General features: G+C 60.6%; 29 protein-coding genes. 11 read left to right on the top strand and 18 right to left on the bottom strand.

The window, feature by feature from the left end; genetic code table 11:
* The first annotated feature begins 27 nt into the window (after nucleotides 1-27).
* The 3 genes from RLW55_RS15280 to RLW55_RS15270 all read left to right on the top strand — a co-directional run bounded on the left by RLW55_RS15280 (nucleotide 28) and on the right by RLW55_RS15270 (nucleotide 1969).
* Complete coding sequence (locus RLW55_RS15280; RefSeq protein WP_024275875.1) at nucleotides 28-513, top strand: MarR family winged helix-turn-helix transcriptional regulator; 486 nt, start codon at nucleotides 28-30, stop codon at nucleotides 511-513.
* A 107-nt stretch (nucleotides 514-620) separates the two neighbouring features.
* Nucleotides 621-1112 carry a CinA family protein gene (locus tag RLW55_RS15275; protein ID WP_423414633.1) on the top strand — a complete coding sequence of 164 codons (492 nt, stop codon included), beginning with the start codon at nucleotides 621-623 and terminating at the stop codon, nucleotides 1110-1112.
* A gap of 14 nt (nucleotides 1113-1126) precedes the next feature.
* Nucleotides 1127-1969, top strand: coding sequence for a pentapeptide repeat-containing protein (locus RLW55_RS15270; protein WP_409559932.1), 843 nt, complete (start codon nucleotides 1127-1129; stop codon nucleotides 1967-1969).
* Here RLW55_RS15270 and RLW55_RS15265 read toward each other — a convergent pair.
* From RLW55_RS15265 to RLW55_RS15230, 8 genes are all read right to left on the bottom strand, one after another.
* Nucleotides 1959-2432, bottom strand: coding sequence for a type II toxin-antitoxin system RatA family toxin (locus RLW55_RS15265; protein ID WP_409559933.1), 474 nt, complete (start codon nucleotides 2430-2432; stop codon nucleotides 1959-1961). The genes RLW55_RS15270 and RLW55_RS15265 overlap by 11 nt on opposite strands.
* Nucleotides 2433-2530: 98 nt before the next feature.
* Nucleotides 2531-2785 carry a GlsB/YeaQ/YmgE family stress response membrane protein gene (locus RLW55_RS15260; protein WP_013947707.1) on the bottom strand — a complete coding sequence of 85 codons (255 nt, stop codon included), beginning with the start codon at nucleotides 2783-2785 and terminating at the stop codon, nucleotides 2531-2533.
* Between the two features lie 70 nt (nucleotides 2786-2855).
* Nucleotides 2856-3140, bottom strand: a complete 285-nt coding sequence (locus RLW55_RS15255; RefSeq protein ID WP_013947708.1) for a hypothetical protein — start codon at nucleotides 3138-3140, stop codon at nucleotides 2856-2858.
* Between the two features lie 233 nt (nucleotides 3141-3373).
* On the bottom strand, nucleotides 3374-3745 hold the full coding sequence (locus tag RLW55_RS15250) for a hypothetical protein (RefSeq protein ID WP_013947709.1): 372 nt from the start codon (nucleotides 3743-3745) through the stop codon (nucleotides 3374-3376).
* A gap of 216 nt (nucleotides 3746-3961) precedes the next feature.
* A complete protein-coding gene (locus RLW55_RS15245; protein ID WP_013947710.1) occupies nucleotides 3962-4291 on the bottom strand; it encodes a DUF5076 domain-containing protein in 330 nt (109 codons plus the stop codon).
* A 128-nt stretch (nucleotides 4292-4419) separates the two neighbouring features.
* Nucleotides 4420-4752, bottom strand: coding sequence for an FtsB family cell division protein (locus RLW55_RS15240; protein WP_423414632.1), 333 nt, complete (start codon nucleotides 4750-4752; stop codon nucleotides 4420-4422).
* 135 nt (nucleotides 4753-4887) lie between these two features.
* Nucleotides 4888-5247, bottom strand: a complete 360-nt coding sequence (locus RLW55_RS15235; protein ID WP_244421011.1) for a hypothetical protein — start codon at nucleotides 5245-5247, stop codon at nucleotides 4888-4890.
* 254 nt (nucleotides 5248-5501) lie between these two features.
* Nucleotides 5502-6815: a porin gene (locus RLW55_RS15230; protein ID WP_409559936.1), complete on the bottom strand. Its 1314-nt coding sequence runs from the start codon at nucleotides 6813-6815 to the stop codon at nucleotides 5502-5504.
* A 241-nt stretch (nucleotides 6816-7056) separates the two neighbouring features.
* Between RLW55_RS15230 and RLW55_RS15225 the strand changes: the two genes are divergently transcribed.
* The 3 genes from RLW55_RS15225 to RLW55_RS15215 all read left to right on the top strand — a co-directional run bounded on the left by RLW55_RS15225 (nucleotide 7057) and on the right by RLW55_RS15215 (nucleotide 10160).
* Nucleotides 7057-8262 carry an FAD-dependent monooxygenase gene (locus tag RLW55_RS15225; protein WP_423414631.1) on the top strand — a complete coding sequence of 402 codons (1206 nt, stop codon included), beginning with the start codon at nucleotides 7057-7059 and terminating at the stop codon, nucleotides 8260-8262.
* Nucleotides 8263-8272: 10 nt separating this feature from the next.
* On the top strand, nucleotides 8273-9262 hold the full coding sequence (locus RLW55_RS15220) for a lysophospholipid acyltransferase family protein (RefSeq protein ID WP_423414630.1): 990 nt from the start codon (nucleotides 8273-8275) through the stop codon (nucleotides 9260-9262).
* Between the two features lie 82 nt (nucleotides 9263-9344).
* Complete coding sequence (locus tag RLW55_RS15215) at nucleotides 9345-10160, top strand: GTP-binding protein HSR1 (protein WP_423414629.1); 816 nt, start codon at nucleotides 9345-9347, stop codon at nucleotides 10158-10160.
* Between the two features lie 82 nt (nucleotides 10161-10242).
* On the opposite strand, the gene RLW55_RS15210 is transcribed toward RLW55_RS15215, so the two are convergent.
* From RLW55_RS15210 to RLW55_RS15190, 5 genes are all read right to left on the bottom strand, one after another.
* Nucleotides 10243-10491: a DUF883 family protein gene (locus RLW55_RS15210; RefSeq protein WP_013947717.1), complete on the bottom strand. Its 249-nt coding sequence runs from the start codon at nucleotides 10489-10491 to the stop codon at nucleotides 10243-10245.
* A gap of 229 nt (nucleotides 10492-10720) precedes the next feature.
* Entirely contained in the window at nucleotides 10721-12664 is a 1944-nt protein-coding gene (thrS, locus tag RLW55_RS15205) for a threonine--tRNA ligase (RefSeq protein WP_423414628.1), read from the bottom strand.
* A 117-nt stretch (nucleotides 12665-12781) separates the two neighbouring features.
* Nucleotides 12782-13078, bottom strand: coding sequence for a membrane protein insertion efficiency factor YidD (gene yidD / locus RLW55_RS15200; protein WP_423414627.1), 297 nt, complete (start codon nucleotides 13076-13078; stop codon nucleotides 12782-12784).
* A 48-nt stretch (nucleotides 13079-13126) separates the two neighbouring features.
* Nucleotides 13127-13759: a hypothetical protein gene (locus RLW55_RS15195; protein WP_409559942.1), complete on the bottom strand. Its 633-nt coding sequence runs from the start codon at nucleotides 13757-13759 to the stop codon at nucleotides 13127-13129.
* Nucleotides 13760-14074: 315 nt separating this feature from the next.
* Entirely contained in the window at nucleotides 14075-14536 is a 462-nt protein-coding gene (locus tag RLW55_RS15190) for an iron-sulfur cluster assembly scaffold protein (RefSeq protein WP_423414626.1), read from the bottom strand.
* 256 nt (nucleotides 14537-14792) lie between these two features.
* Between RLW55_RS15190 and hisI the strand changes: the two genes are divergently transcribed.
* Nucleotides 14793-15206: a phosphoribosyl-AMP cyclohydrolase gene (gene hisI, locus RLW55_RS15185; RefSeq protein ID WP_013947724.1), complete on the top strand. Its 414-nt coding sequence runs from the start codon at nucleotides 14793-14795 to the stop codon at nucleotides 15204-15206.
* A gap of 170 nt (nucleotides 15207-15376) precedes the next feature.
* Complete coding sequence (rssA, locus tag RLW55_RS15180; RefSeq protein WP_423414625.1) at nucleotides 15377-16375, top strand: patatin-like phospholipase RssA; 999 nt, start codon at nucleotides 15377-15379, stop codon at nucleotides 16373-16375.
* Here rssA and RLW55_RS15175 read toward each other — a convergent pair.
* Both RLW55_RS15175 and RLW55_RS15170 read right to left on the bottom strand, forming a co-directional pair.
* Nucleotides 16357-16785, bottom strand: coding sequence for a CBS domain-containing protein (locus RLW55_RS15175; protein ID WP_409559946.1), 429 nt, complete (start codon nucleotides 16783-16785; stop codon nucleotides 16357-16359). The two genes, rssA and RLW55_RS15175, sit on opposite strands and share 19 nt — an antisense overlap.
* Before the next feature lie 191 nt (nucleotides 16786-16976).
* A complete protein-coding gene (locus RLW55_RS15170; protein ID WP_423414624.1) occupies nucleotides 16977-17714 on the bottom strand; it encodes a rhomboid family intramembrane serine protease in 738 nt (245 codons plus the stop codon).
* 232 nt (nucleotides 17715-17946) lie between these two features.
* On the opposite strand from RLW55_RS15170, the gene RLW55_RS15165 reads away from it, so the two are divergent.
* From RLW55_RS15165 to RLW55_RS15155, 3 genes are all read left to right on the top strand, one after another.
* Nucleotides 17947-18582 carry a PAS domain-containing protein gene (locus tag RLW55_RS15165; RefSeq protein ID WP_423416419.1) on the top strand — a complete coding sequence of 212 codons (636 nt, stop codon included), beginning with the start codon at nucleotides 17947-17949 and terminating at the stop codon, nucleotides 18580-18582.
* A 171-nt stretch (nucleotides 18583-18753) separates the two neighbouring features.
* Nucleotides 18754-19383 carry a PilZ domain-containing protein gene (locus RLW55_RS15160; RefSeq protein WP_414462744.1) on the top strand — a complete coding sequence of 210 codons (630 nt, stop codon included), beginning with the start codon at nucleotides 18754-18756 and terminating at the stop codon, nucleotides 19381-19383.
* A gap of 159 nt (nucleotides 19384-19542) precedes the next feature.
* Nucleotides 19543-20223 (top strand): transglutaminase-like cysteine peptidase, encoded by a 681-nt coding sequence (locus RLW55_RS15155; RefSeq protein WP_013947731.1) that lies wholly within the window; start codon nucleotides 19543-19545, stop codon nucleotides 20221-20223.
* Between the two features lie 135 nt (nucleotides 20224-20358).
* On the opposite strand, the gene RLW55_RS15150 is transcribed toward RLW55_RS15155, so the two are convergent.
* The 3 genes from RLW55_RS15150 to cysE are packed head-to-tail and all read right to left on the bottom strand — an operon-like array spanning nucleotide 20359 to nucleotide 21974.
* Complete coding sequence (locus tag RLW55_RS15150; RefSeq protein WP_409559949.1) at nucleotides 20359-20889, bottom strand: gamma carbonic anhydrase family protein; 531 nt, start codon at nucleotides 20887-20889, stop codon at nucleotides 20359-20361.
* A 14-nt stretch (nucleotides 20890-20903) separates the two neighbouring features.
* A complete protein-coding gene (locus RLW55_RS15145) occupies nucleotides 20904-21119 on the bottom strand; it encodes a DUF3126 family protein (RefSeq protein ID WP_013947733.1) in 216 nt (71 codons plus the stop codon).
* A 27-nt stretch (nucleotides 21120-21146) separates the two neighbouring features.
* Nucleotides 21147-21974 (bottom strand): serine O-acetyltransferase, encoded by an 828-nt coding sequence (gene cysE, locus RLW55_RS15140; protein ID WP_414462745.1) that lies wholly within the window; start codon nucleotides 21972-21974, stop codon nucleotides 21147-21149.
* Nucleotides 21975-22060 lie beyond the last annotated feature (86 nt).

Raw genomic sequence — 22060 nt, 5'->3', positions numbered from 1 at the left:
CACGAGAGTGCCCATACGGGAGCCGATATGAACATCATGCCCCAAAATCTCGACCGCCAGCACGTCGACGCAGCCATCAGCACTATTGCCGAGGCTCAAGCCGAGATGTGCTTAGCGACCCGTGTTCGTCAGCTCTCGCGTATCGTCACGAGGGTCTACGATGATGCCTTGCGCCCACTTGGCATCACCGCAAGCCAATACACGCTGCTTGCCCAGCTCGCGTCTCGTGACGGCATCACCGCCGTCGAGATCGGCCACGAACTCGACATCGAGAAGTCGACACTGTCCCGCAACTTGAAGCGCCTGCTCGCGCTTGGCCACATCGTCATGGATCCGCCCGCCGGACGGCGGGGACGCGGTCTGCACCTTACGCCCAAAGGTCAGGCTGTTCTGAAGGATGCCTATCCGATCTGGCAGGATGCCCAGAAGCGTACTGTCGGTGCCATGGGGACTGACAGCAGGTCTGTACTCGACAGTCTGCTTTCGCATGCCGAGGTACTCGCGGCGGCCTGATCAGCTGGGCCGTTTGCACATTCTCCTCTCTCTAGTTAGCCTTTAGGGGGGCGCTTCATCGGAAGCGCTCCCTATTTTCTTTTTTGGAATAAGTGACGAGGCCTCCAGTGTTCCCGGCAGACGTCCTCACCAGCGCCAAGCATCTCATCGACACCCTTCGCGATCAGAATCGAACGCTGACGACGGCCGAGAGCTGCACGGGCGGGCTCGTGGCTGCGGCCATCACCGCCGTTCCCGGCTCCTCCGATGTCTTCTACGGCGGGTTCGTGACCTATTCGAACGACGCCAAGGAACACATGATCGGCGTCGATGCCGAACTCATCAAGCACCACGGCGCGGTCAGCGAGGCCGTCGCACACGCGATGGCAGAGTGCGCGGTCAGCACGACCGGCGCCGATCTCGCGGTTTCGATTACGGGCATCGCCGGTCCCGGTGGAGGAAGCCCGCACAAGCCGGTCGGGCTGGTTTACATCGCCGTCGCGTCGGTATTTGATGCTCCGCGCGTGGAACGGCACATGTTCGGCGAAGCCGGCCGCGACGAAGTACGCTTAGCCAGCCTCAGGGCGGCATTGAGACTGCTCGAAGAGGCGGCCAAATGATCGGATGTCTGGGTTTGCGCAACCGATCCATCGGCGCGATCGCCGTGGCTATGTTCGGTGCCTTGCTCGGAACAACGTCTGTCTTCTCACCGGTTTCGGCGGCCGATCTTTCGGCACGGGATATTTCGATCCTGCTGTTCCGCGCCGCACCCGGTAGCCACCCAGCGCTCAACAACCGCAATCTGATGCGGCTCGATCTGGCATCTCTCGATTTCAAGAAAGCCGACCTTCGGCAGGCCAATCTGTTCGGCACGGACCTGACCGGCGCCAATCTCTCCGGCGTCGATCTGAGCGGCGCGCGGCTCGACCGGGCGGTTATCATCGGTGCACGCTTCGACGGCGCCACTCTCGATGATGCGTCCCTCATGCGGCCGGCGACGACGTCAACGCTCGTGCCTATCCCGCGGGAGGCGCCAAGCCTGAAGGGCGCTTCGCTCAAACGCGTGAAGTTCTTTGGCGATTTTTCGGGGTCCGATTTTTCCGGCGCCGATCTGACGGATTCGGTCTGCGCGCCGATCAACAGGACCGGTTTCATCGAACATCTCTGGCGCTCGGTTTTCGTCAGCGCGAACCTCTCTGGCGCAATCCTGACGCGAGCCAACATGGACCGCTCTCAGTTGAGCTTCGCCGTGCTCAAAGGCGCGATCCTGCACGCTACCCAGTTGCGAGGGGCCGATCTTTCCGGCGCCGATCTCAGCGGCGCTGACCTCAGCGGAGCGGACCTGACGGACGCGGACCTGACCGATGCCAACATCACCGGCGCCGATCTGTCCGGCACACGGCTTCACGGCGCAATCGGGCTCGAAAGCCTCAAGGGGCTGTCGCTCGCCAGAAACTCGGACAAGATCATTCGCTAGATGCGATCTTCGCGGCTGCGTTGCCGTAGATCTTGGCAGCCCGTTCCTCGAATGCCTGCGTGAAGCGGCGGAAAGCCTGATCGAACATCGAGCCCATCAGCACGCCGAGCAGCTTCGAGCGGAACTCATAATCGATGAAGAAATCGACCGCCGAGCCCGTTGCGTCGTCGATAAAGCGCCAGCGATTGTCAAGGTGTTTGAAGGGACCGTCGAGATAGCTGACGTCGATGCGCAGCTCTGCCGGGTTGGTTACGACGCGCGTGGTAAAGTTCTCGGCGATTGATTTATAGCCGACGCTCATGCGCGCCGTCAGTTCCTCCCCCTCCCCTTGCGGGCGGCGTGAGAGGACGGTCAAGCCGGTGCAGAGCGGCAGGAATTCGGGATATTTCTCGATGTCGGCGACGAGCGCATACATTTGCGCGGCCGAGAAGCGTACGTGGCGCTGGGATGAAAAAGACGGCATGACGGCGCTTATGGCACACGATCAGATAAGATGAAAATGCGCATGACGTCATAGCTGCGCGAGGCGCTTCCCGCCCCGTCGCAGCAGTCGGCGATCGCTTAAGCGATCAGCCGGGCCAGAAGGACGACGATGATAGCGCCGATGGCCGCAGTAATGATCTCGGTGACGAGGGCGTTCCCGATGCCGAGATTGATACCGAGCGCCTTGAACAGATAGCCGCCGACGAACGCGCCAATGATGCCGGTGATCAAATACCGGATCAGGCCATCACCGCCGACCACGAGCGAGGCTAGGAAGCCGGCAACGATGCCGATCAGGGCAAAGACGATCAAATCGCGGGTTTGGCTGTCCATCCGGCTCTCCGACGACATTTCCAGTGCCAGCGCAAGCGATCATCAACTGACCGGCTTGCGACGTGATGCTTTAGACGTGGCAGCGCGCGCCTAAATATTGATTGAGCAGGTCATTGTACTTGTCAACGTTGGCACGCTGGCCGGCGCTGAGCTTGCCGCCGTTGCTCGCGCGTTCCACCTGCGCAGGCACGCCCTGAGAGTCCAGGCGATTGAGTTCGTTACGGATGGATCCGCACGACTGACCCGGTGGCAGCGGTCGCGCACCCGGATCGCCGTTTCCTCCGGCCGCGCCTCCGCAACCTTGGAGCGCCCCCGTCAGGACGGTCACAAGAACAACCGCTAGACTACCCCGCATTTATCCGTCTCGCTCGCGTAAGTTCTTTGAAAGTGAGAAGGAGCCCCTGCCCCCGCAATGGTCGCAAAGACCACAGCTCGATAGCCTTCGCAATCCCCCGTGGCGTTCCTGTGGCGGCGCAGCAGCACTCACCAATTTGAAAATAGCCTCCGGGGATACACTCTGCGCCAGCGCAGGCCCCGTTTTCCGGAGCCCGCCGCGGGCGCTGCGTGATCATCGGCTTTCAGGCAGACTTATTTATTTGCCGCTGCCGTCTGCTGCGTGGGTGCTTGCGCCGCAGCCTGGTTCGGGACTGACGGGCCGCACCGGGTCTGAAATTGCTCGTAGGCTTTGTTGAGTTCAGCCTGCTTCTGCAGCGCCGTGCGCTTGACCGAGACCTTGCTCGTCTTGCCGTCTGCCGCCTGCTCGAGCCGATTGATGGTGCCGTCAGCTTTCAGCGTGTTGATCTGGCTTGCCAGCGAGACGCACACAGGGTCCGTCTTCGCGGCGGTCTGCTGGGGTGTGATCGAGCCCGTCGAGAGATCAAAGCCCCCGTTCGCGCAGCCGCCGACCAACGCTGTTGCAACGACGATCATTCCGACTTTGCCAAATGATACCGCAGTCATCGACCCACCCCCAGAAGTTGCACGCCGGCAACTTAACGCGCACGTCTCGTTTGCTTAGCGGCTGGGCGGAAGTGTGCGCAAGCTGGGTGAGGCCGGTCATCCCCTAGCGAAACTCTGCCGGCAGACCGAAGGTGTGGACATCGGCGCTCTGGCGCAACTCAGCAACACTCGATCCACGTCGAACCGAGAGGGAGTGGTATCGCTTGGTGGAATGCGTCAGTGCGTGACGCGGCGGCGCATCTTGCCGTAGCTCGCAAGCTCGCTCTGCGGGAACGAGGCGTTGAAGCCTTTGCGGAGGGCTTCGATGGAGTGTTCCTCACCGAGTTCTCCGCTCAGCGACGCCGCATGAGCGATGTGATGGCCGATCTGCGCAAGGACGCGCCCCCACTCTTCCAACTGGGGACCGAAGGCCTCGCCGTTGAGAGCCACCGCCAAGGCTCCGTCGGCGACCCAGGCCCGAATCAATTCGACCGCCTGTTCGGCTTCGGGAACCCCGTCGGGCACATCCAGCTCAAGGAGCGGATCCGAATCGTTAAAGTCAGACATCGTCGACGGACTCCTTGATTACGATCGCGTCGGCAAATTTAGCCACCACACACGTCACGGCTGACTATCGCTATTACTCACACTTGTGAGCCACAACGATATTGCAAGTTAGTAGTGAACTACGGTCTTTATCGGGCGACAACTATTTTGTCGTCGGGGCGGACGTAACCGAGCACGTCACGCGCGGTCTCTTCGACGATATCGGCGTTCGGAATTTCCGGCGACAACAACGCGACGTCGTGGCGAAGCCGCGTCCGGACTGTTTCGAGACCCTTGATTTCGAAGTCCAGCAGTGCGGAGCGATCTTTCAGCTCGGCGCGCGCCTCAAGGCCGTGCTGGCCGTAGCGAATATGATACGAAAAATAGGCCGTGAGCCCGACGCATGGGAGCGTCACCGAAAGCTGTTTGAGGAGCCAGATGGCTCCGCGGCGGCGCGGTGGACTCGCGTAATGCACGCGCATTTCCCTGAGTGAGAACGGATCTCGTTTTTATAGAGAGATGCCGATTAAGGCAGGGTAAACCGCTGGGCGAGTGTCGCACTCCGCCGGCCGGACAGCCCGCCGAATCGAGGCGCTGCAGGCGCTCGTCGCGAATTGTCAGAAGCGGTGCTTCACAGTGCCATGGATCATCAGATCCCGCTTCTCGTCGTCATCGGGCGAGTTGGGAAAGTCGGGGGTCGAGCGGTTGTTTTCTTCCTCGACGGCGCCGTAAAGGAGATCGAGGCCAAAGTCCATTTTCGGAAGCGTGCCGATCTTACCGAGGCCGGGAATGCGGATTTCGGTGCCCGTGTCGGCTTTGGCGGGTGCAGAGTCTTCCTGCTCCTGCGCCTTGGGTGCATCAGGCACAGGGACGCCACCGGGGATTGCGCCCCGCTGTTCCTCCATGGCGATCACATTAGTGCTGTGCACGGCGGCAAGAGCCGCAAGCACCAAGAGCACCAGTCCTAGCCTTTTCACAAATACCCCGCGATGCCTCGCAAGCATGCACATGAGCTACTGATGCGCGGTAGATAGCAGAAACTCAATGGCAATATCCCAGGTTGTCTGGCTTCCCATCGTTTCTCGGCAATCCTGTTGTAAGGTCGCCATATCGCCTGTTTGTCACAGGTCGAGGGGAAATTCCGGTAATGTATTTAAGCATTTCCTAGAAGAACAAAAAGGGGCCGCCCGAAGGCAGCCCCAAGCATCTGTTCGCAAACGGGAGAGAGCGATCAGAACCGGATCAAGCCACCCATGATGACCGAGTCGAAAGCATCGAGGTCAACATTGGTATTGGCTGCGTTGGTAATGTCGCCGTCGGCGTGACGGTACATGACGTAGAGGTCCATCGCGGCAGGTTCGATGTTCTGAACAACACCAGCACCGACAAAGTTCAGGCTGGTCGACTGCAGGTGAGAACCGTCGAACGAAGCCGACATCTTGCTGCCGCCGTCATCGTGACGGTATTCGCCGAAGATCGTCGTCTTGCCGAGCGGGATCCACTTCTGCTCGATACCGCCTTGAATGAAGTACATGGTACTCTTGTTCTCAGCGGCTGGATCGAAGTTGCGGATGTTGTCATCGACGTTCTGAGCGTAGCCGCCGTAGACATAGAGACCCGTCGGGACGTGCTGGATGGTGGCCGCGGTGCCGAAGATTTCGCAGTGGGTGCCTTGAGCGAACGGCGAACTCGAACCTTTGTCGGCGCAGCCGATGTTTTCGTCGGAGTTTTCGCCGTAGCCGGCCTTGGCGAGGACCTGGAAATCACCCCACTTGTTCGTGTAGTTCAGCGACATGCCCCAATCATCGTCTTCGCCCCATGAGGCCGTCAGCGTGAAGCCGGCGATCGTCGGCGAGTCGTAACGAACGACGTTGCGGCGGCCATCCTGACCAACCGTGCCGTTGTCGACGCCCTGCAGAATGTTGTTCCAGCCGAGGCCGTTGACGAAAGCGCCGTTGCTACGGAGCTTAAAGGAGCCCTGGTATACAGCGGCGGCCTGCGCGTCCGAGAAGTTACGCGTATTCACGCCATCGGCGTCGTCGAGCGTGTGGTAGAGAGCCGTGCCGTCCTGGCCGACCGTGACCTTGCCGAGGTCTTTGCTCTTGATGAACCAGCTGCTCTTACGAACCGTGACGGAGTTGTTGCCGCTGCCGTCAGGATTGCTCTGGTCCCATGTATTCGAGCTGCCGCCCGTGATGCCGAGTTCCAGCGTGTAACCAGCCGACCAGCCCGGAATGATCTGAGCTTCGCCGACAAAGCGGACGCGCGACTGTTCAAGCTTGTTCGTGCCGACGTAGGAGTTGCTCTCGGTGCCGTCGTTCCAGTACATGACGGCTTCGTTGACCCAGCCCGAAACCGTTAGCGAAACTTTACGGTTACCTTTGCGAGCGGTCGTGGCTTCGAGTTCGGCCACACGTTCTTCAAGATCGGCGCAGCAGTCGCCACCCAAGTCGGCGGCAGCGGCCGGCGTGATGCCTGCGGCGACGAACCCGAAGGCCGCCAGCAAAGCCCAACGGCTGCTTGATAATTTGAATACCGAATTCATCGGTGCCCCTCTATTTTTACAGACCCCAGATAATTGACGGCACGCAATCCCCTAGCGCGCCGGGCGTTTTCGCCAGTTTTGCCTACAGTGCGTCTAAGCCATGTGGACAACTTAAGTGTCTGCTAACCGGTCAGTTTAACAGTTGCGTGACAGTTGGCCGTCACAAACGTTGCTTTGCTGCAACATCTGGCCCTTTGCACCGTTTCTGTGCTTCAATAACCACACTTTTGGGACCTAAAGCATGGCTGGAAAAGACATTTTTGACATTGCTGTCATCGGAGCGGGCCCTGCTGGACTTGTCGCAGGCGCAGCATGTGCGATATCCGGCCTCCGTACGGTGGTTATCGGGCCACCATCCAACCCGCTCGACCGGCGGACATCGGCCCTATTTGGCGGATCTGTCGAGCTTCTGAAAAAGCTCGATATTTGGGCGCGGCTGCAGGCTCATTCCGAGCCTATCACCGGCATCCGGATTGTAGATGGAAGCAAGAACCTCCTGCGGGCGCCGGAGGTGCTTTTCGAGGCGCGCGAGGCCGGATTTGAAGCCTTTGGCTACAACATCCCCAACGTGCCGCTGACGGAGGCGCTGGAGGCGGTCTGCCAAGGGTCGACAACGCGCCTTCCAGTAGCCGTCAGCCGGATCGACATCGGTGCTGAGAACGTCACGCTGACGTATGGCGATGACGCGACTGTCACGGCGCGGTTGGTCGTCGCCGCCGACGGCCGCCGGTCGGCAGCCCGCACAGCGGCGGGCATTGGCGTTGCGTCATGGACGTACCCGCAATCTGCAATTGTAGCGATATTCCATCACCAGCGTGACCATCACGGCATCTCAACCGAGTTGCATCGACCTGTCGGCCCTCTCACGGTCGTGCCAGGGCCGGGCAAAACCTCGAACCTCGTCTGGATCGAGGAACCGGAAGAAGCGAAGCGCTTGCTGGCGCTTGATGATTCGGCATTTGAGCACGAACTGGGACAGGCGCTTAAAGGGCTGCTGGGCTCCATCTCCGGCTTGACGCCAAGACAAGCTTTTCCGCTTTCCGGCCAGAGCGCACGGATACTGGCGAAAAACCGGGTCGTGGTCGCGGGCGAAGCCGCCCATGTCATTCCGCCGATCGGCGCCCAGGGCCTCAACCTCAGCTGCCGAGACGCGGCAACTCTCGCCGAAATTGCGGGAGAGGCTAAAACCCAGGGCGAGGATATCGGCAGCGACGCCGCGCTCAGCCGGTACGACAGTGCGCGGAAAGCTGACATCGGAACCCGGATCTTCGCGATCGACCTGTTGAATCGCTCGCTGCTAAGCAGCCACATTCCGGGCGTGAACCTTGCCCGTGGGCTCGGCCTCTTTGCGCTGGCGTCAAGTTCAACCCTACGAACCCAGGTGATGCGCGAAGGCATCCTCCCGTCCGCTTCGCGGCCCGCTCTGATGAGCGGCGGGGAAATATGACCGCCGAGGCTTGACGGCCAGCGGAGCGCAGGGGCATCTCGCTCCGGCATTCGCCATCAGGATAAGGAACCGGGAACTGTCCTCGACGGAAATTTCGCCACTGCGCGATCTACAGTTCAGGCTGGAATACGGCCTGCTTCGCTTCATCGTCGGCATTGTCCGCTCGGTGCCGCTCGACACGGCGACGCATATTTCGGCGTGGTGTTGGCGGCGGCTGGCGCCGAAGATCAATCCAAAACGGCACAAGCGCGCCCTCGATAATCTGAAGATCGCCTTTCCCGAAAAGTCGGACGAAGAGCGACTGACGATCGCCCTGCGTCACTGGGAAAATCTCGGCCGCGTCATGGCCGAGACGATGCGGATCGACCAGATCATCGCCGAACCGTCGCGCCTGACGATCAAGAACCCTGATGTTTTCAATCGCTATGCGAGCAAGCTCGGGCCGATCGTCGGCGCATCGCTGCACATGGGCAACTGGGAGCTGGCGATTTGGCCACTGACGCTCGCAGGCGCCAATCCGGCATGCGTCTATCGCTCCGTAAACAATCCTTATATCGACCGCTACATCCGCTATCAGCGGCGCGACCTCTATCCGGGCGGACTATTCGGCCGCGGCAAAGTCGAAGGCGATCACGGCGAGAGCCAGAAGACGGCGCGCGTGATCATGGATTACGTCCGCAACGGCGGGCGGCTCGGGGTCGTGTGCGATCTTTGGGACCGGACCGGTCTGCCGGTTCCCTTCTTCGGACACGACGCCCGGACCGTCACCATTCCGGCGATGATCGCCCGGCGCGTCGGCGCGCGCATCTGGATGTCGCGCTGCATGCGCGTCGGCAACGACAGCCGCTTCGAGATCGAGCTGAAAGAGCTGCGCATTCCGCGCACGTCCAATCATGGCGAAGACGTCAAATGGGCAACCGCCGAGATGACGCGCCAGTTCGAGGAATGGGTGCGCGAACTGCCTGAGCAATGGATGTGGTCCAACCGCCGCTGGAATTAACCGCGCTGGCTCACCACGGCTTTTTCGGAACTGCATGGGCGACGAGAGCGTTTTTTGAGGTTGTGCCTCAACGGAGCGCGGAATGAACGACGCCCTGACGCCATTACGCCTCTTTGTCGTTGCCATGGGGCTTCTGCTGCCAACGCTCGCCTTGATTCCGCTGGGCAGTCTTTGGCTTTGGCAGCACGGCTATCTTATTCACTGGGCCGTTGCCACGCTCATCTGCACGGCCCTAGCCTTCGTATTCGAGCGGCGAACGCTGGGTCGGCCGCCGGCCCGCACCGCGGACGTTTCTGAGTTTCAAGAGGTGTTGCCGCCTGAGACTGCGGATGTCGCCTCGGATCTTCGTAGTGACGCAATGTCGGCGGTAGAAGTGTTTGCGAACGACTCTAACTCGCGAACAATCTCGACCTGGAACGACCTTCTGAATACCGGCCTAGAGACGGTCGAGATCGTTGCTAAGGTTTATCACCCAGCCGACAAAGACCCTATGCTGCACTTTACGGTGCCGGAAGCGTTGACTCTCGTCGAACAGGTGAGCGCAAGGTTGCGGCCTGTGTTCGAGGGAACAATCCCGCTCGGCAATCGACTGACAGTGGCGCAGTTCGCGCAGGTCTATCGCTGGCGCGGAATTTATGACGTTGCCGGGCGCGCCTGGTCGGTGTGGCGCGTGGCGCGCATGGTCAATCCGGCGACAGCCGCAACATATGAAATGCGCGAGCGTTTATCGAAATCGCTGTTTCAATGGCTGAAGGGCACGATCTCCGGGCGGCTCGTGCGCGCCTATATTCACGAAGTCGGCGCGGCGGCGATTGATCTTTACAGCGGAGAGTTGCGAAAAGAAGCTCAAGCACGAAAAGCGGATCTGCGGTCGCAGCCGATCGCCCCGCGCAAATAAATCCGCCGAGCGATCGCTTTTAAATCGGTCTCTCGGCGGATGAATTGCTTAGCTGTCGGTTGTTTGACGACGGTGTTCGTCGTTACGACTTCCACAACGCGCCGATGACAAAACCGACTGCTGCAGCCGCCAACAACGTCGTCACAGGCTGTTCCTTGACCGACTTGTCGATTGCACCCTTCACGTTGCCGGCGACTTCGCTGGCTTGCTGCTTGGCCTGACCGGCCATTTCCTGAGCACGATCGGACGCGTCATCGTAAGCTTGTTTCGCTTTGCTCTTTAGATCTTCAACGCTGCCTGATCCGTACTGAGATGCGGATGACGTAGCCATTTGGGGGTACTCCGTTTGTTGCAACATCGACCGTGCAACGCGAACGGAGAGCGGATGGTTTCATGGCAATTCGGTGAGCAATGTCCGAACGCTGTATTCCAACTAAGCTGGCGCTTTGCCCGAATAGTGAGTGGCCAGGATGGCGGGTTCCGCGGCCATGACGTTTGAGCAACCGCGTCATCGCATCGCCATTCGGACATAAGTCAGAATGGCGATGCGAATTATTCCGTTACCGCATATCCGGCGGAACGGCTTCCTTTGCCAACGCCGCTAGCGCCTCATCGAGGCCAAGCACGGTCTGATCTTGCGAACCGAGGCGGCGTACGGAAACCTTCTTCTCTTCCGCCTCGCGTTTGCCGACGACGAGGATGACCGGAACCTTGGTCAGCGAGTGTTCGCGGACTTTCAGGTTGATCTTCTCATTGCGAAGGTCCGTTTCGACGCGCAGGCCCAGCGCCTTCGCCTTCTCTGCGACTTCGACCGCGTAATCGTTCGCGTCCGAGACGATCGGCGCGACGACGACCTGCAGCGGCGCGAGCCACAGCGGGAAGTGTCCGGCGAAGTTCTCGATCAGGATACCGGTGAAACGTTCGAGTGAACCGAAGATCGCGCGGTGGATCATCACCGGCGTTTTCTTCTCCGACTTCTCGTCGATATAGAACGCGCCGAGGCGGCCCGCGAGGTTGAAGTCGACCTGCGTGGTGCCACACTGCCAGTCGCGGCCGATGGCGTCACGCAGCACGTATTCGAGCTTCGGTCCGTAGAACGCGCCCTCGCCGGGCTGGATCTCTGTCTTGATCTGATCGTTCGAGCGGCGCTTCACTTCATCTAGCACGTCGCTCAGCGCCTTCTCGGCTTTATCCCAAAGCTCATCGGAGCCGACGCGTTTGTCGGGGCGCAGCGACAGCTTAATGACGATGTTCTCGAAGCCGAAGTCCTTGTAGATCGAGAGCAGCAGATCGTTGATCTTGAGGCATTCCTCCATGATCTGATGCTCAGTCAGGAAGATGTGCGCGTCGTCCTGCGTGAAGTGGCGCACGCGCAGCATGCCGTGCAACGCGCCAGACGGCTCGTAGCGATGTACCTTGCCGAACTCGGCGATGCGCAACGGCAGATCGCGATAGCTCTTCAGACCGTTCTTGTAGATCTGTACGTGGCCGGGACAGTTCATCGGCTTGCAGCAGAACACGCGCTCATCGGGAAGCACGGTCGTAAACATGTTCTCGCCGTAGTTCTCCCAGTGCCCCGAAAGCTCCCAGAAGTGCTTCTCCATCATGTCCGGAGTGTTGACCTCGGTATAGCCTGCGCGCGCCTGCTGACGACGCATGTAGGCGATCAAGGTCTGGAACAAGGTCCAGCCTTTCGGATGCCAGAAGACGGAGCCCGGCGCTTCTTCCTGGAAGTGGAAGAGATCCATCTCGCGGCCGAGCTTGCGGTGATCGCGCTTCTCGGCTTCTTCGAGCTGATGCAGATAGGCCTTCAGTTCATCCTCGGTCGCGAACGCGGTGCCGTAGATGCGCTGAAGGACCGGCTTGGTTGAATCGCCACGCCAATAGGCACCAGCGAACTTCATCAGCTTGAATGCCTTGCCGACTTGGCCCGTCGAGGTCATATGCGGGCCGCGGCAGAGATCGAGCCACTCGCCCTGCTTGTAGATCTTGACGTCCTGGTCTTCCGGGATCGCGTCGACAAGCTCGACCTTGAAGTACTCGCCCTTGTCCTTGAAGAACTCCTTCGCCTTGTTGCGCGACCAGACTTCCTTCGTAAAAGGCGCGTTCTTGGCGATGATCTCGCCCATGCGCTTTTCGATCTTCGGAATGTCTTCCGGCTCGAACGGCTGCTGCTTGGCGAAGTCGTAATAGAAGCCGTTGTCGATCACCGGGCCGATGGTCACCTGAGTGCCGGGCCAGATCGACTGCACGGCTTCAGCGAGAACGTGCGCGGCGTCGTGCCGGATCAGCTCCAAGGCTGCCGGATCGGTGCGCGAGACGAAGTTGATCGACGCATCCTGATTGATCGGATCGGCAAGGTCGGCCAGCGCGCCATTGAGCTGCATGGCGACGGTACGTTTCGCGAGGGAAGGAGAGATCGACTTGGCGATTTCGAGGCCCGTGGTGCCCGCTGCTACCTGGCGCTGTTTGCCGTCGGGGAACGTAATGGTGACGTCTGTCATCGTGGCCTCCTTTGCTCACTCGCCGCATACGGACGCGGCGTAAGACGATTTTCGATTGCGCTAATGGGGTGTGGGCGCGTCCAAGTCAAGCTGCTGCGGCATGATCGAAAGCGAAGTCTACCGCCAGCGACCATAGCGCCAGGGCTGGAAGGTGTGTTTGACGTCGCGGATGTCCGGCACGGGGTCGACACCGTGGGTGCCACCCGGTCCGCAGCGGACGAACCGCGACAGCGTCAGCCAGAAGCCGCGCCAGGCGCCGTTCAGCTCGATCGCCTGCAGCCCGTATTCCGAGCATGTCGGCCAATGGCGGCACTGGCCGCCAACCAGCCATTTGAAGGTGTAGCGGTAGATGTGGATCGGCGCTTTCAGCAGCGTTTTGGCAAGCCTCGAACTCATGCCCGAAGCAGAGCGCATTTCCACAGCGCTATGCAAGTGCGACGCTCTGATGGCCCGCGCCTCGCCTTACGGCGTCGGGGTTGCAGGAGCCGCGGGGGCCGGTGCGGTAGGCGTCGCCGGTTGGGCAGCAGCCTTGGCGGTCTCAAGATCCTTCTGAAGCGTTGCGATCTGACCCTTAAGGCTGTCGATCTCGCCGCGAAGCGCAGCGGCTGCGGATTCGGCGTCGGCTTTCGCCTTATTTGCGGCTTCCAGTTCGGCCTTGACCTTGTTCGTCGCGTCGTCGGCCGTGGCGAGCTTGGCTTTCATTTCCTCGGCGGCGCCCTGGAGCTTGGCCTTCAGGTCGTCATTTTCCTTGGTCACAGCCGTGACCTTGTTGTCGAGTTCGGAAACCTTGCCCATTGCCGTTGAAACGTCAGCCTTGCTTTCGTCGGCCTGGCGCTGGGCATCGCTGACGGCGGCCTTCAGGCGGTCGATCTCGTCCTGCGACGACTTTCTGACATCGGCGGCGTCGTCGACAGCCTTTTGCAGCGAGGCGACCTCACCCTGCAGTGCCGACACTTGAGCCTCAGCCGACGTCTTCTGTTGCCAGCCATAGATCGCCACCAACGCCAGGATCGCGATAACGATCCATTTCAGTGCGCTGGTCGATGAGGCAGCACCCTCTGCGCGCGCGCCACTATCGTTATCCTGCGCTGACATCTGGATCTCCCGTTGTGCTCTAAGGTCTATTTTTTCCAGCCGTTGCACGCCAGCCCATGCTTGGAGACGCGCCGGTTTCTTTCTTCGTTTTTGTGACTAACGAACCGACCGTTCGATGCGTCTTCTACTCCCAGTTTTTCTCAAACCGAAAGCCCTTCCAGCAAGCCGAGGGAAGAAAGATTCCGCCGAGTTGTCGAAATGGCTCGCCGCATCGATCCGGGGTGCAGTCGCAGAATATACAGCACGCCGGCTCGCGTCCGTCGATTGGGCGTACGGGCGTCGGTCAGAAATTTAGAGGAAAAATTGCGGTCAAGGTTAGCGTTCTGCCTGGACGTCGGCGCTCGCTCGCACCTCGGCGTCCTCGAGCGCCTTTTCGACCGCATCGAACACAAGAAGTGTTGATGCATGTCGGGCCTTGTAGTTGCGGACCGGCTCAAGAACGGCGAGATCAGCCCAGCGCCCGGCGGGAGGCGGACCACCCTCCTTCAACATTGCGCGCATTTCCCGGCCGATGCGGCGAAGCTCATCGGGCGTCGAGCCGACGATCTCCCGCCCCATGACCGAAGCCGAGGCCTGACCCAGCAGGCAAGCCTTCACCGACTGGCCGAACTCGCTCACATGCCCGTCTTCGAGCTTGACGTCGACCGTCACGGTCGAGCCGCAGAGCTTGGAGTGTCCCGTGGCGCTGCCGTCAGGATCGGTCAGGCGATCGGTATGGGAGATCCCGCCCGCGAGTTCCAGGATGCGCGTGTTGTAGATCTCATCGAGATTGGCCATGGCGATCTTCGCGTCTTCCGGTTCTCAGGATCCGTCTTTCGGATCTTTAGGCCGCGACCGGCCCTCGTCCAAACGTTCCGGTCGCCGTATATAAGCCGAGCCGGTATCGAATGCGAGATGCGGCCGTTCGCCAGCTGCGTCAGTGGGCCGTCGAGCGAAAAACGGACTTTCCCTATGTGGCGTCGCGGTCATCACATATGCGCTTTTCGCTCAGGTGCATTGTGATGACGAGATGGCGCCGGAGAACTAAAGCGGCATGACCGAGACGATAGAGACGACCCATTCATTCAAGCCGAAGTTCAGCGCCGAAGGGCTCATTCCGGCGGTCGTAACCGATCACCGGTCGGGCGACGTGCTAATGTTCGCCTACATGAATCAGATGGCTCTCAATGAGACCATTGCCAGCGGCATTGCACATTTCTGGAGTCGCTCGCGCGGCAAGCTGTGGAAGAAGGGCGAGGAAAGCGGCAACCTTCTCAAAGTCATAGAGCTGCGGACGGATTGCGATCAGGACGTCGTCTGGGTTTCCGCCGAGGTGCAGGGCGATGGGGTTGCCTGCCATACGGGCGAGCGGTCGTGTTTCTACCGGCGCGTCGTAAAGCCGGATGGCACAGACGCCGCCGCTCTGGAGTTCGCCCCCCTCCCCGCACCAAAAACTCCGACCGCCTGAACCTGACGCTCTCATCACGTATCGGCTGTCCGGCATCCCGTTTGCCATGCTCGCGTTCATAACTTGCTTACCTCTTGGTAGCGGGACCTTAATCGGCTGGCGATAACGTCGCAGCGGATGTGCCGGCAAAAACCATCGCCGGCAGAGGGTGCGTATCGGGAGTGCCAATCATGCTTGGCAGGACGAGCGTGAGGATCGGATTAGCACTGGGTGGAGGCGCCGCGCGCGGATGGGCGCACATCGGCGTTTTGAAGGCTCTCGAACGCCATGGCATCCGGCCCGACGTCATTGCCGGAACGTCGATCGGCGCCGTCGTCGGCGGCTGTTATGCTGCGGGCCATCTCGATCAACTGGAGCGCTGGGCGCGCGAGCTGACGCCGAAGCGCATCTTCGGATATCTGGATTTCAATTTCGCCGGCACGGGCCTCATCAGTGGGCAGCGGCTGTGCAGCCGGCTCGAGCAGCAGCTGGGCGACCGCAACATCGAAGATCTCGATACGCGCTTCACTGCGGTCGCGACCGAGATCGGCACCGGGCATGAGCACTGGCTATCCCGCGGACGGCTGGTCGACGCGGTGCGCGCCTCTTATGCGCTGCCGGGCGTGTTCAAGCCGGTGAAGGTCAACGGACGCTGGCTGTTCGATGGCGCGCTCGTCAACCCGATCCCCGTTTCCGTCTGCCGGGCGCTGGGCGCGCGCTACGTCATCGCCGTCAATCTGAATTTCGACATCCTGGGCCGCGGCAGCGTCATCTCCTCACCCGAAGCGATGTTCTCGGAGGCTGACGAAGAATTGCGGAACGCCGCGGCAGCCGAAACGGCCGGCAAGAAAGGCGTCCGCGGGCTCCTGCAACGGCAGATCCTCGGCAAAGGCGACGGCGCACCGGGAATTTCGACCGTCATGGTCGATGCGCTCAATATCGTACAGGACCGGATCGCGCGTTCGCGTCTCGCAGGCGATCCGCCCGACGCGATGCTGTCGCCGCGATTGCAGGAGGTCGGACTATTCGATTTCCATCGCGCGGAAGAAGCCATTGAACTCGGCATGCAGGCCGTCGAACGTCAACTCGACGACCTGATGCGCGAGATCGAGGTCTGCGAACCAAAGCGGACGCGTACGGAGGACAAGCGCGTCGCCATCCAGCAGGACCTTCAGCCCGTCGCCAAGTAATCGCGCATGGCGGTGACTTCGAGCTGGACCTCAGCGATATGATGTTTGACGACGTCGCCGATCGAGATGATGCCGACGAGCTCGCCGTCTTCGATCACAGGCACATGGCGGAAACGGCCTTTCGTCATCGTCTCCATGACGCCGTCGATCGTGCAGTCGCGCGTGCATGAGATGACGTCGCGCGTCATGCCGTCGTTCGCGGTCATGGCGAGCGCCTTCGGCCCGTGCTCGGCGATGAGGCGAATGAGGTCGCGTTCCGAGATGATGCCGGCGAGTTTGTTGTTCTCGAGGATGACGATCGCGCCGATCTTGCGGCTCGCCAGACGTAGCGCGATTTCCTGAAGGGTGTCGGTGGGCGACGCGGTCATGACGCTTCTGCCCTTGGACTTCAATATCTGTCCGATAATCATAAAATCAGCCTCCGTTTGCGGAACGCTGTTCCGAACTGGAAACGTGGTCGCGCGCTTGCGCGTCACTTAGAGGCCCGCAAGCTAGCGCGGTCTCCCGCCGGCATTCCGCTGCGTTTCACACCCAATAAGATCCGCTCTGACGGCGGATTAATGCAGGAAGGCTGAGGCAATTCTTACAGGATTGCAAGCTTTCATTCGAGATCTGCAGCAGGCGGTAAATCATTTTGCATCGCGGGATTATCTGAACGGTCAAATAAACCAAATGCAAAAAGTCCGAACAGATAGCCGCCGATATGCGCCTCCCACGCGATCGCACCGGCCTCGCCCATTTTTCCGAAGCCGATGATCGCCAGAAGATTGATGGCGACGAATACGATCGACGACAGAACGATGCGACTGTCTCGCAGCGCTCCCATGATCGTCACGGCTGGAATGGCCGACGGGTTGTGACGCAACAGATAGCCCTCGCCGCGATCGAGAGCGTTAAAGAGAAACCGCATCACGCCGCCCATCATCGCCGACACAGCACCCGACGCACCAATGACCGGCGCTGCCAATCCCGGATTGAAAAGTAGAAACAACAATGCACCACAGATGCCGCCGCAGACCGAAAAAACAATGAACCGCAAACCGCCGAGACGGGCGCACAGCACAGAGCCGAAGGCCAACAGCCAAAGGCCGTTGAAAGCGATGTGCGTGATGTCGGCGTGCACGAGCATGTGCGTCACGAATGACGTCACCTCGGCGACGCTGCCTCCGGGGATCTGATCGGCGAAGCCTGAGTACCGCGCCGGAATGAATGCGAGCGCCAGCACCCACCACGAATATTGCTCGGGCGGCAGCATGGACAGCGCGACGTGCACCGCAATCAACACGGCTAGGATGCCGAGCACGGCGCCCGGCACGTTAAACATTGGTTCTCGGTTCACGACTTCGTCCCACTTTGAGGCGATCCAGTCCGCAGCGACTGAACGGCCGTTGTTACCGGTTCACGCAAAAGCGGGCAACTGGACAGGCGAAACGCGTTTTTCGCGGCTTCGACGTGCGCTGGCATGAACGATGCTCATTCGACTGCCAGGGAGCCTGCGCGCTCCGAAATGGAACGGCGGAGGTCTGGGATGTCCGCCACCCAACGAAAATTCAGGGTCGTAACGCGTGAGCATGCAAGAAGCCGTCAGTCAGTCGCTCTATTCATATTGGGACGCTCTCCGGGGCAATCGCCCGGCGCCGAAGCGTTTCGAGATCGAGCCATCGCGCATCGCGAATAATCTTCCCGATACGTTCATTCTGGAGCGCGTCAACTATACCAATGCGCGTTTCCGGCTCGCGGGCACACGGATCACCGATGCGCTCGGCATGGAGCTGCGCGGCAGGAACCTGTTCGAGATGTTCGATATCGGCGATCGGCGGACTTTGCAGAACCAGATGGAGCTGATCGCGTCGCGCTGCGCGGTCGGTCTGTTCCATATGTCCGCCGAAAGCGCCGACGGGAAGTCGACGACATTCGAGGTGCTGATCCTGCCGCTGACGCACACGAGTGATACGGTCGAACGCTTTCTCGGCTCTGTCGCCTCTCGAGAGAAGCCGGAATGGCTCGGCTCCGTGCCGCTGACAAGGCGGAAGCTCGTTCATCACGAGATCGTCTGGCCGAGCCGCGCCGCCCCTGAGGACGAGAGCGACTTTCAATATCAGGCACCCATCCTCCACACCCGGCGGGAAGCACGCATCGTGCGCTCGGCGCGGCGGCAGTTCCGCGTCTTCGACGGTGGGCTCAGCCTTTCCGGCGACGACCGGTAATCTTCTTTCAATACATAATCTTCCCTTGCCCGCACCCGTCGAATTTGGTGCGCCGATTAGAACTTCATTAAGGACCCCACCCGCATAGTTCATGCGGGTGGTTTTCGCTCATTTCGCAATGTTCGAGAGCGCGCCCGGCAGCAATTTCTGACGGCGGTTCAAAGGTCGGCCATGGCCGTGCATACGAGCATCATCCGTGACGTCCTGCATCCGACCGATGCCATCTTGGCTGGCGACATGCGCAAACATCGCCGTGTTCCGCTTTCGCTTAGCGGCCGCTTCATGCGCGCAGACCGCAGCGAATACACCTGCCAATTGAAAAACGTTTCCGTCGGCGGTGCAGCCGTTACGACCGCGCATCTACCTGAAGTCGGTGAGCGCGTGGTCGTCTACTTCGATCATCTGGGCGGATTTGAGGGTGTCGTCGCAAGAATTACGTCGGATGGTTTCGCATTCGTTTTCAAAGTCACGGAGCACAAGCGCGAAAAGCTCGCCGCGCAGATTACGTGGCTCATCAATAAGGATGATTTTCCCGGGGCTGCCGGTCGTAGCCATGAACGTGTCGGAACTCGCGGGCGTCGTACGACGTTGAGGGTCGAAGACGGGGTCGTTATCGACGTGGAATTGCTCGATCTTTCAGCATCCGGGGCTTCGATTGCCACGCCAGCGCGGCCGCCTATCGGCAGCTTCGTGGTTGCCGGAAAGACCCGGGCGATCGTCCGGCGTCACCACGAGCATGGAATTGGTTTGCAGTTTCTGTCGCTGCTGTCGCCGGAGGCGATGCGCGACAGGTTTCCTTGACGTTTTTGCGTTGGTTGTGTGATGCCGCAAATTGCTCGCCGAGTTGCCAAAATCGTTAAGTTAAATTTTTATACGAATTTAGCTCGAATGCTGCGGTGGGCATTCATGCTAAAACCAGCTGTGTCGCGTACTGTATCGTACCGTGTTCGAGGGCGTTTCATGAAGTACGGTAGCGTAGCCATCTCGGTGGCAGTGTGGTTGTGTGGTGCGGCGTTGCCGGCGGCGGCGCAGCAGGTCGCGGTTATCAGTCCCGCGGTGCGTGCACCAGAGTTCATGCGGATTTATGGCAGCTCGCAGCCCCCTTATGGGTTTGTGGCCTTCTGCGAGCGGATGCCTCAGGAATGCGTTGTCACCTCTTCCGACGACGCCCGGTTCCGGGCGACGCCGCAGGCGTTGAGCGAGCTCGACGAGATCAACCGTTCGGTCAACCATGAGATCGAACCGGCGACGGATCAGGAAGTCTACGGCGTCACCGAATACTGGACGATCCCGAAGACGCGCGGCGACTGCGAGGATTATGCGCTCCTGAAGCGCCATCGCCTGATCGCCAGCGGCTGGCCGTCCGGCACCTTGCTCATGACAGTCGTGCGTGACGAGAAGAACGAAGGCCATGCCGTGCTGACCGCGCGGACGACGCAGGGCGACTTCATTCTCGACAACAAGATCGACGTCGTACGGCTCTGGAACCAGACGCCCTATCACTACGTGATGCGGCAATCGTACCTCAACCCGAAGGTCTGGGTGTCGCTCGATCCGAACGATGCGGTCACGCCGCCGGCGCTGTCGGGCGTGCAGTCCGTCGATCCGTCAATGTTCGACGGCACGCCGGATTTCCCCTGAGGTAATCCCCTTCAAAATCATCAGAAACACTTACAGGCCCGGCCCCAGCCGTCCCCCGACCCAAACCGGACCTGTTCAGCGGGCCGCGCGCTTCCCCAGACGCCGGTCCGCATTTTTTTGTGCGATTGTCCGGGCTCAGTTCTGAAGCGTCAGGCCTTCAGCGTAGCGGCGCCAATTTTTGACATAACGGCGGGCGGCGCCGCCGAAACGCGCGACTTCCTCGTCGGTCAACTCGCGGACGATTTTGCCTGGCGATCCCATCACGAGCGAGCGTGGCGGAATTTCCTTGCCCTCGGCGATCAGCGTCTTGGCGCCGATCACACACTCCTCGCCGATCTTAGCGCCGTTCATGATGATGCTGCCGATGCCGATGAGGCTGCCGCGGCCGATTGTGCAGCCATGCAGCATCGCCATGTGGCCGACCGTGCAGTCCTCGCCGATCGTCAGCGGAAAGCCCGGATCGGTATGCAGCACGGAGCCGTCCTGCACGTTCGAGCGCGCGCCGACGGTGATCAGCTCGTTATCGCCGCGCAGAACCGCGCCGAACCAGACGCTCGACTCTTCCTCGAGCTTGACCTTGCCAAGTAGGACGGCGTTTGGCGCGACCCAGAACGAGCCGATTGGAGGCGTTACGACACCTTGGCCATCGAGCGTGTAAAGCGGCATTGGACGGTTCGGCCTCAGACGCCTTCCAGATCCATGTCCAGGATCGCCATCTGGAACTGGTAGGACGTCTCGCCCTCCTCGACCTCGCGGTACAGCGTGGCGATGAACTCGCCGTTGACGAAGACCTCAGCCATGTCGTCTTTCTTTGGCTGCGCCTTCACTTCAAGCGATGCGGCTCCAAGCGTTTTACGCAAGTAAGCCTGCAGGCGAGCGAGCTCTTCCTTTTTCAATGTCTTGTCTCCTGAATGATCTTTTTATTAAAGTCCGCCGAAATCATCAACCCAGCCTTGCTCCATCGAGCGGGCCGGTTCGGCACAGCCTGCGCTGCCGACAATTTTGGCGGGCACGCCGGCAACGGTCACGTTCGGCGGAACCTCAGAGAGGACAACCGACCCGGCGGCGACGCGTGAGCAATGCCCGACCTTGATGTTGCCGAGCACCTTGGCGCCGGCGCCGATCAAGACGTTGTCGCCGATCTTAGGATGGCGGTCTCCCGTCTCCTTGCCGCTGCCGCCGAGCGTGACGGCATGCAGGAACGAGCAGTTGTCGCCGACCACCGCCGTCTCGCCGACGACGAAGCCAGTGGCGTGATCGAGCATGATGCCCTTGCCGAAGCGCGCCGCGGGGTGAATGTCCACGCCGAACATGCGCGACGACTGGCTTTGCAGGTAAAGGGCAAAGTCGCGACGACGGCTTTTCCAGAGTGCGTGCGCAAAGCGATGCGTCACCAGCGCGTGGAAGCCTTTGAAATAGAGAAGCGGGTCGAGATAGCGCGTGCATGCCGGGTCGCGGTCATAGACAGCCTGGAGATCGGCACGGAAGATCGTGCCAAGCTCGGGTTGCTCGGCCAGCACGCTCAGAAACGTCTGCGAAATGAGACCGGCGTCTACGTCCGTGTGGTTCAGCCGCTGCGCCAGGCGATGGCACACCGCGTCCTCCAGAGCCTGATGGCTGAGCACGGTCGCAAAGATGAAGCTGCCGAGCGCGGGCTCGGCTTTCATCGCGGCCTCGGCCTCGGTGCGGATCTGCGCCCAAATTGGGTCGACGACTTGGACCTTTGAGATCGCTGTTTTGGTATTCGACACGGGCAGCCTCTGGCTCGAAATCAGGTCCGTTAGCAATATGTTACCGCAGGCGATTAGCGTCCACACCGACGGCGGTCAATCGACCT

This window comes from Hyphomicrobium sp. B1, assembly GCF_049532635.1.
Taxonomy (GTDB): domain Bacteria; phylum Pseudomonadota; class Alphaproteobacteria; order Rhizobiales; family Hyphomicrobiaceae; genus Hyphomicrobium_B.
This window is presented reverse-complemented; position numbering and strand designations above follow the sequence as displayed.

Excerpts from the sequence above, each read along its gene's own strand:
- RLW55_RS15230 (WP_409559936.1), bottom strand. The coding sequence starts at position 6,815 with ATGAATTCGGTATTCAAATTATCAAGCAGCCGTTGGGCTTTGCTGGCG.
- RLW55_RS15155 (WP_013947731.1), top strand. The coding sequence starts at position 19,543 with ATGAAGTACGGTAGCGTAGCCATCTCGGTGGCAGTGTGGTTGTGTGGT.
- RLW55_RS15190 (WP_423414626.1), bottom strand. The coding sequence starts at position 14,536 with ATGGCCAATCTCGATGAGATCTACAACACGCGCATCCTGGAACTCGCG.
- RLW55_RS15150 (WP_409559949.1), bottom strand. The coding sequence starts at position 20,889 with ATGCCGCTTTACACGCTCGATGGCCAAGGTGTCGTAACGCCTCCAATC.
- RLW55_RS15250 (WP_013947709.1), bottom strand. The coding sequence starts at position 3,745 with ATGACTGCGGTATCATTTGGCAAAGTCGGAATGATCGTCGTTGCAACA.
- RLW55_RS15225 (WP_423414631.1), top strand. The coding sequence starts at position 7,057 with ATGGCTGGAAAAGACATTTTTGACATTGCTGTCATCGGAGCGGGCCCT.
- RLW55_RS15195 (WP_409559942.1), bottom strand. The coding sequence starts at position 13,759 with ATGTCAGCGCAGGATAACGATAGTGGCGCGCGCGCAGAGGGTGCTGCC.
- RLW55_RS15240 (WP_423414632.1), bottom strand. The coding sequence starts at position 4,752 with ATGCGCGTGCATTACGCGAGTCCACCGCGCCGCCGCGGAGCCATCTGG.
- RLW55_RS15280 (WP_024275875.1), top strand. The coding sequence starts at position 28 with ATGAACATCATGCCCCAAAATCTCGACCGCCAGCACGTCGACGCAGCC.
- thrS (WP_423414628.1), bottom strand. The coding sequence starts at position 12,664 with ATGACAGACGTCACCATTACGTTCCCCGACGGCAAACAGCGCCAGGTA.
- RLW55_RS15175 (WP_409559946.1), bottom strand. The coding sequence starts at position 16,785 with ATGATTATCGGACAGATATTGAAGTCCAAGGGCAGAAGCGTCATGACC.
- hisI (WP_013947724.1), top strand. The coding sequence starts at position 14,793 with ATGACCGAGACGATAGAGACGACCCATTCATTCAAGCCGAAGTTCAGC.
- RLW55_RS15245 (WP_013947710.1), bottom strand. The coding sequence starts at position 4,291 with ATGTCTGACTTTAACGATTCGGATCCGCTCCTTGAGCTGGATGTGCCC.
- rssA (WP_423414625.1), top strand. The coding sequence starts at position 15,377 with ATGCTTGGCAGGACGAGCGTGAGGATCGGATTAGCACTGGGTGGAGGC.
- yidD (WP_423414627.1), bottom strand. The coding sequence starts at position 13,078 with ATGCGCTCTGCTTCGGGCATGAGTTCGAGGCTTGCCAAAACGCTGCTG.
- RLW55_RS15215 (WP_423414629.1), top strand. The coding sequence starts at position 9,345 with ATGAACGACGCCCTGACGCCATTACGCCTCTTTGTCGTTGCCATGGGG.
- RLW55_RS15260 (WP_013947707.1), bottom strand. The coding sequence starts at position 2,785 with ATGGACAGCCAAACCCGCGATTTGATCGTCTTTGCCCTGATCGGCATC.
- RLW55_RS15160 (WP_414462744.1), top strand. The coding sequence starts at position 18,754 with ATGGCCGTGCATACGAGCATCATCCGTGACGTCCTGCATCCGACCGAT.
- RLW55_RS15255 (WP_013947708.1), bottom strand. The coding sequence starts at position 3,140 with ATGCGGGGTAGTCTAGCGGTTGTTCTTGTGACCGTCCTGACGGGGGCG.
- RLW55_RS15265 (WP_409559933.1), bottom strand. The coding sequence starts at position 2,432 with ATGCCGTCTTTTTCATCCCAGCGCCACGTACGCTTCTCGGCCGCGCAA.
- RLW55_RS15165 (WP_423416419.1), top strand. The coding sequence starts at position 17,947 with ATGCAAGAAGCCGTCAGTCAGTCGCTCTATTCATATTGGGACGCTCTC.
- RLW55_RS15210 (WP_013947717.1), bottom strand. The coding sequence starts at position 10,491 with ATGGCTACGTCATCCGCATCTCAGTACGGATCAGGCAGCGTTGAAGAT.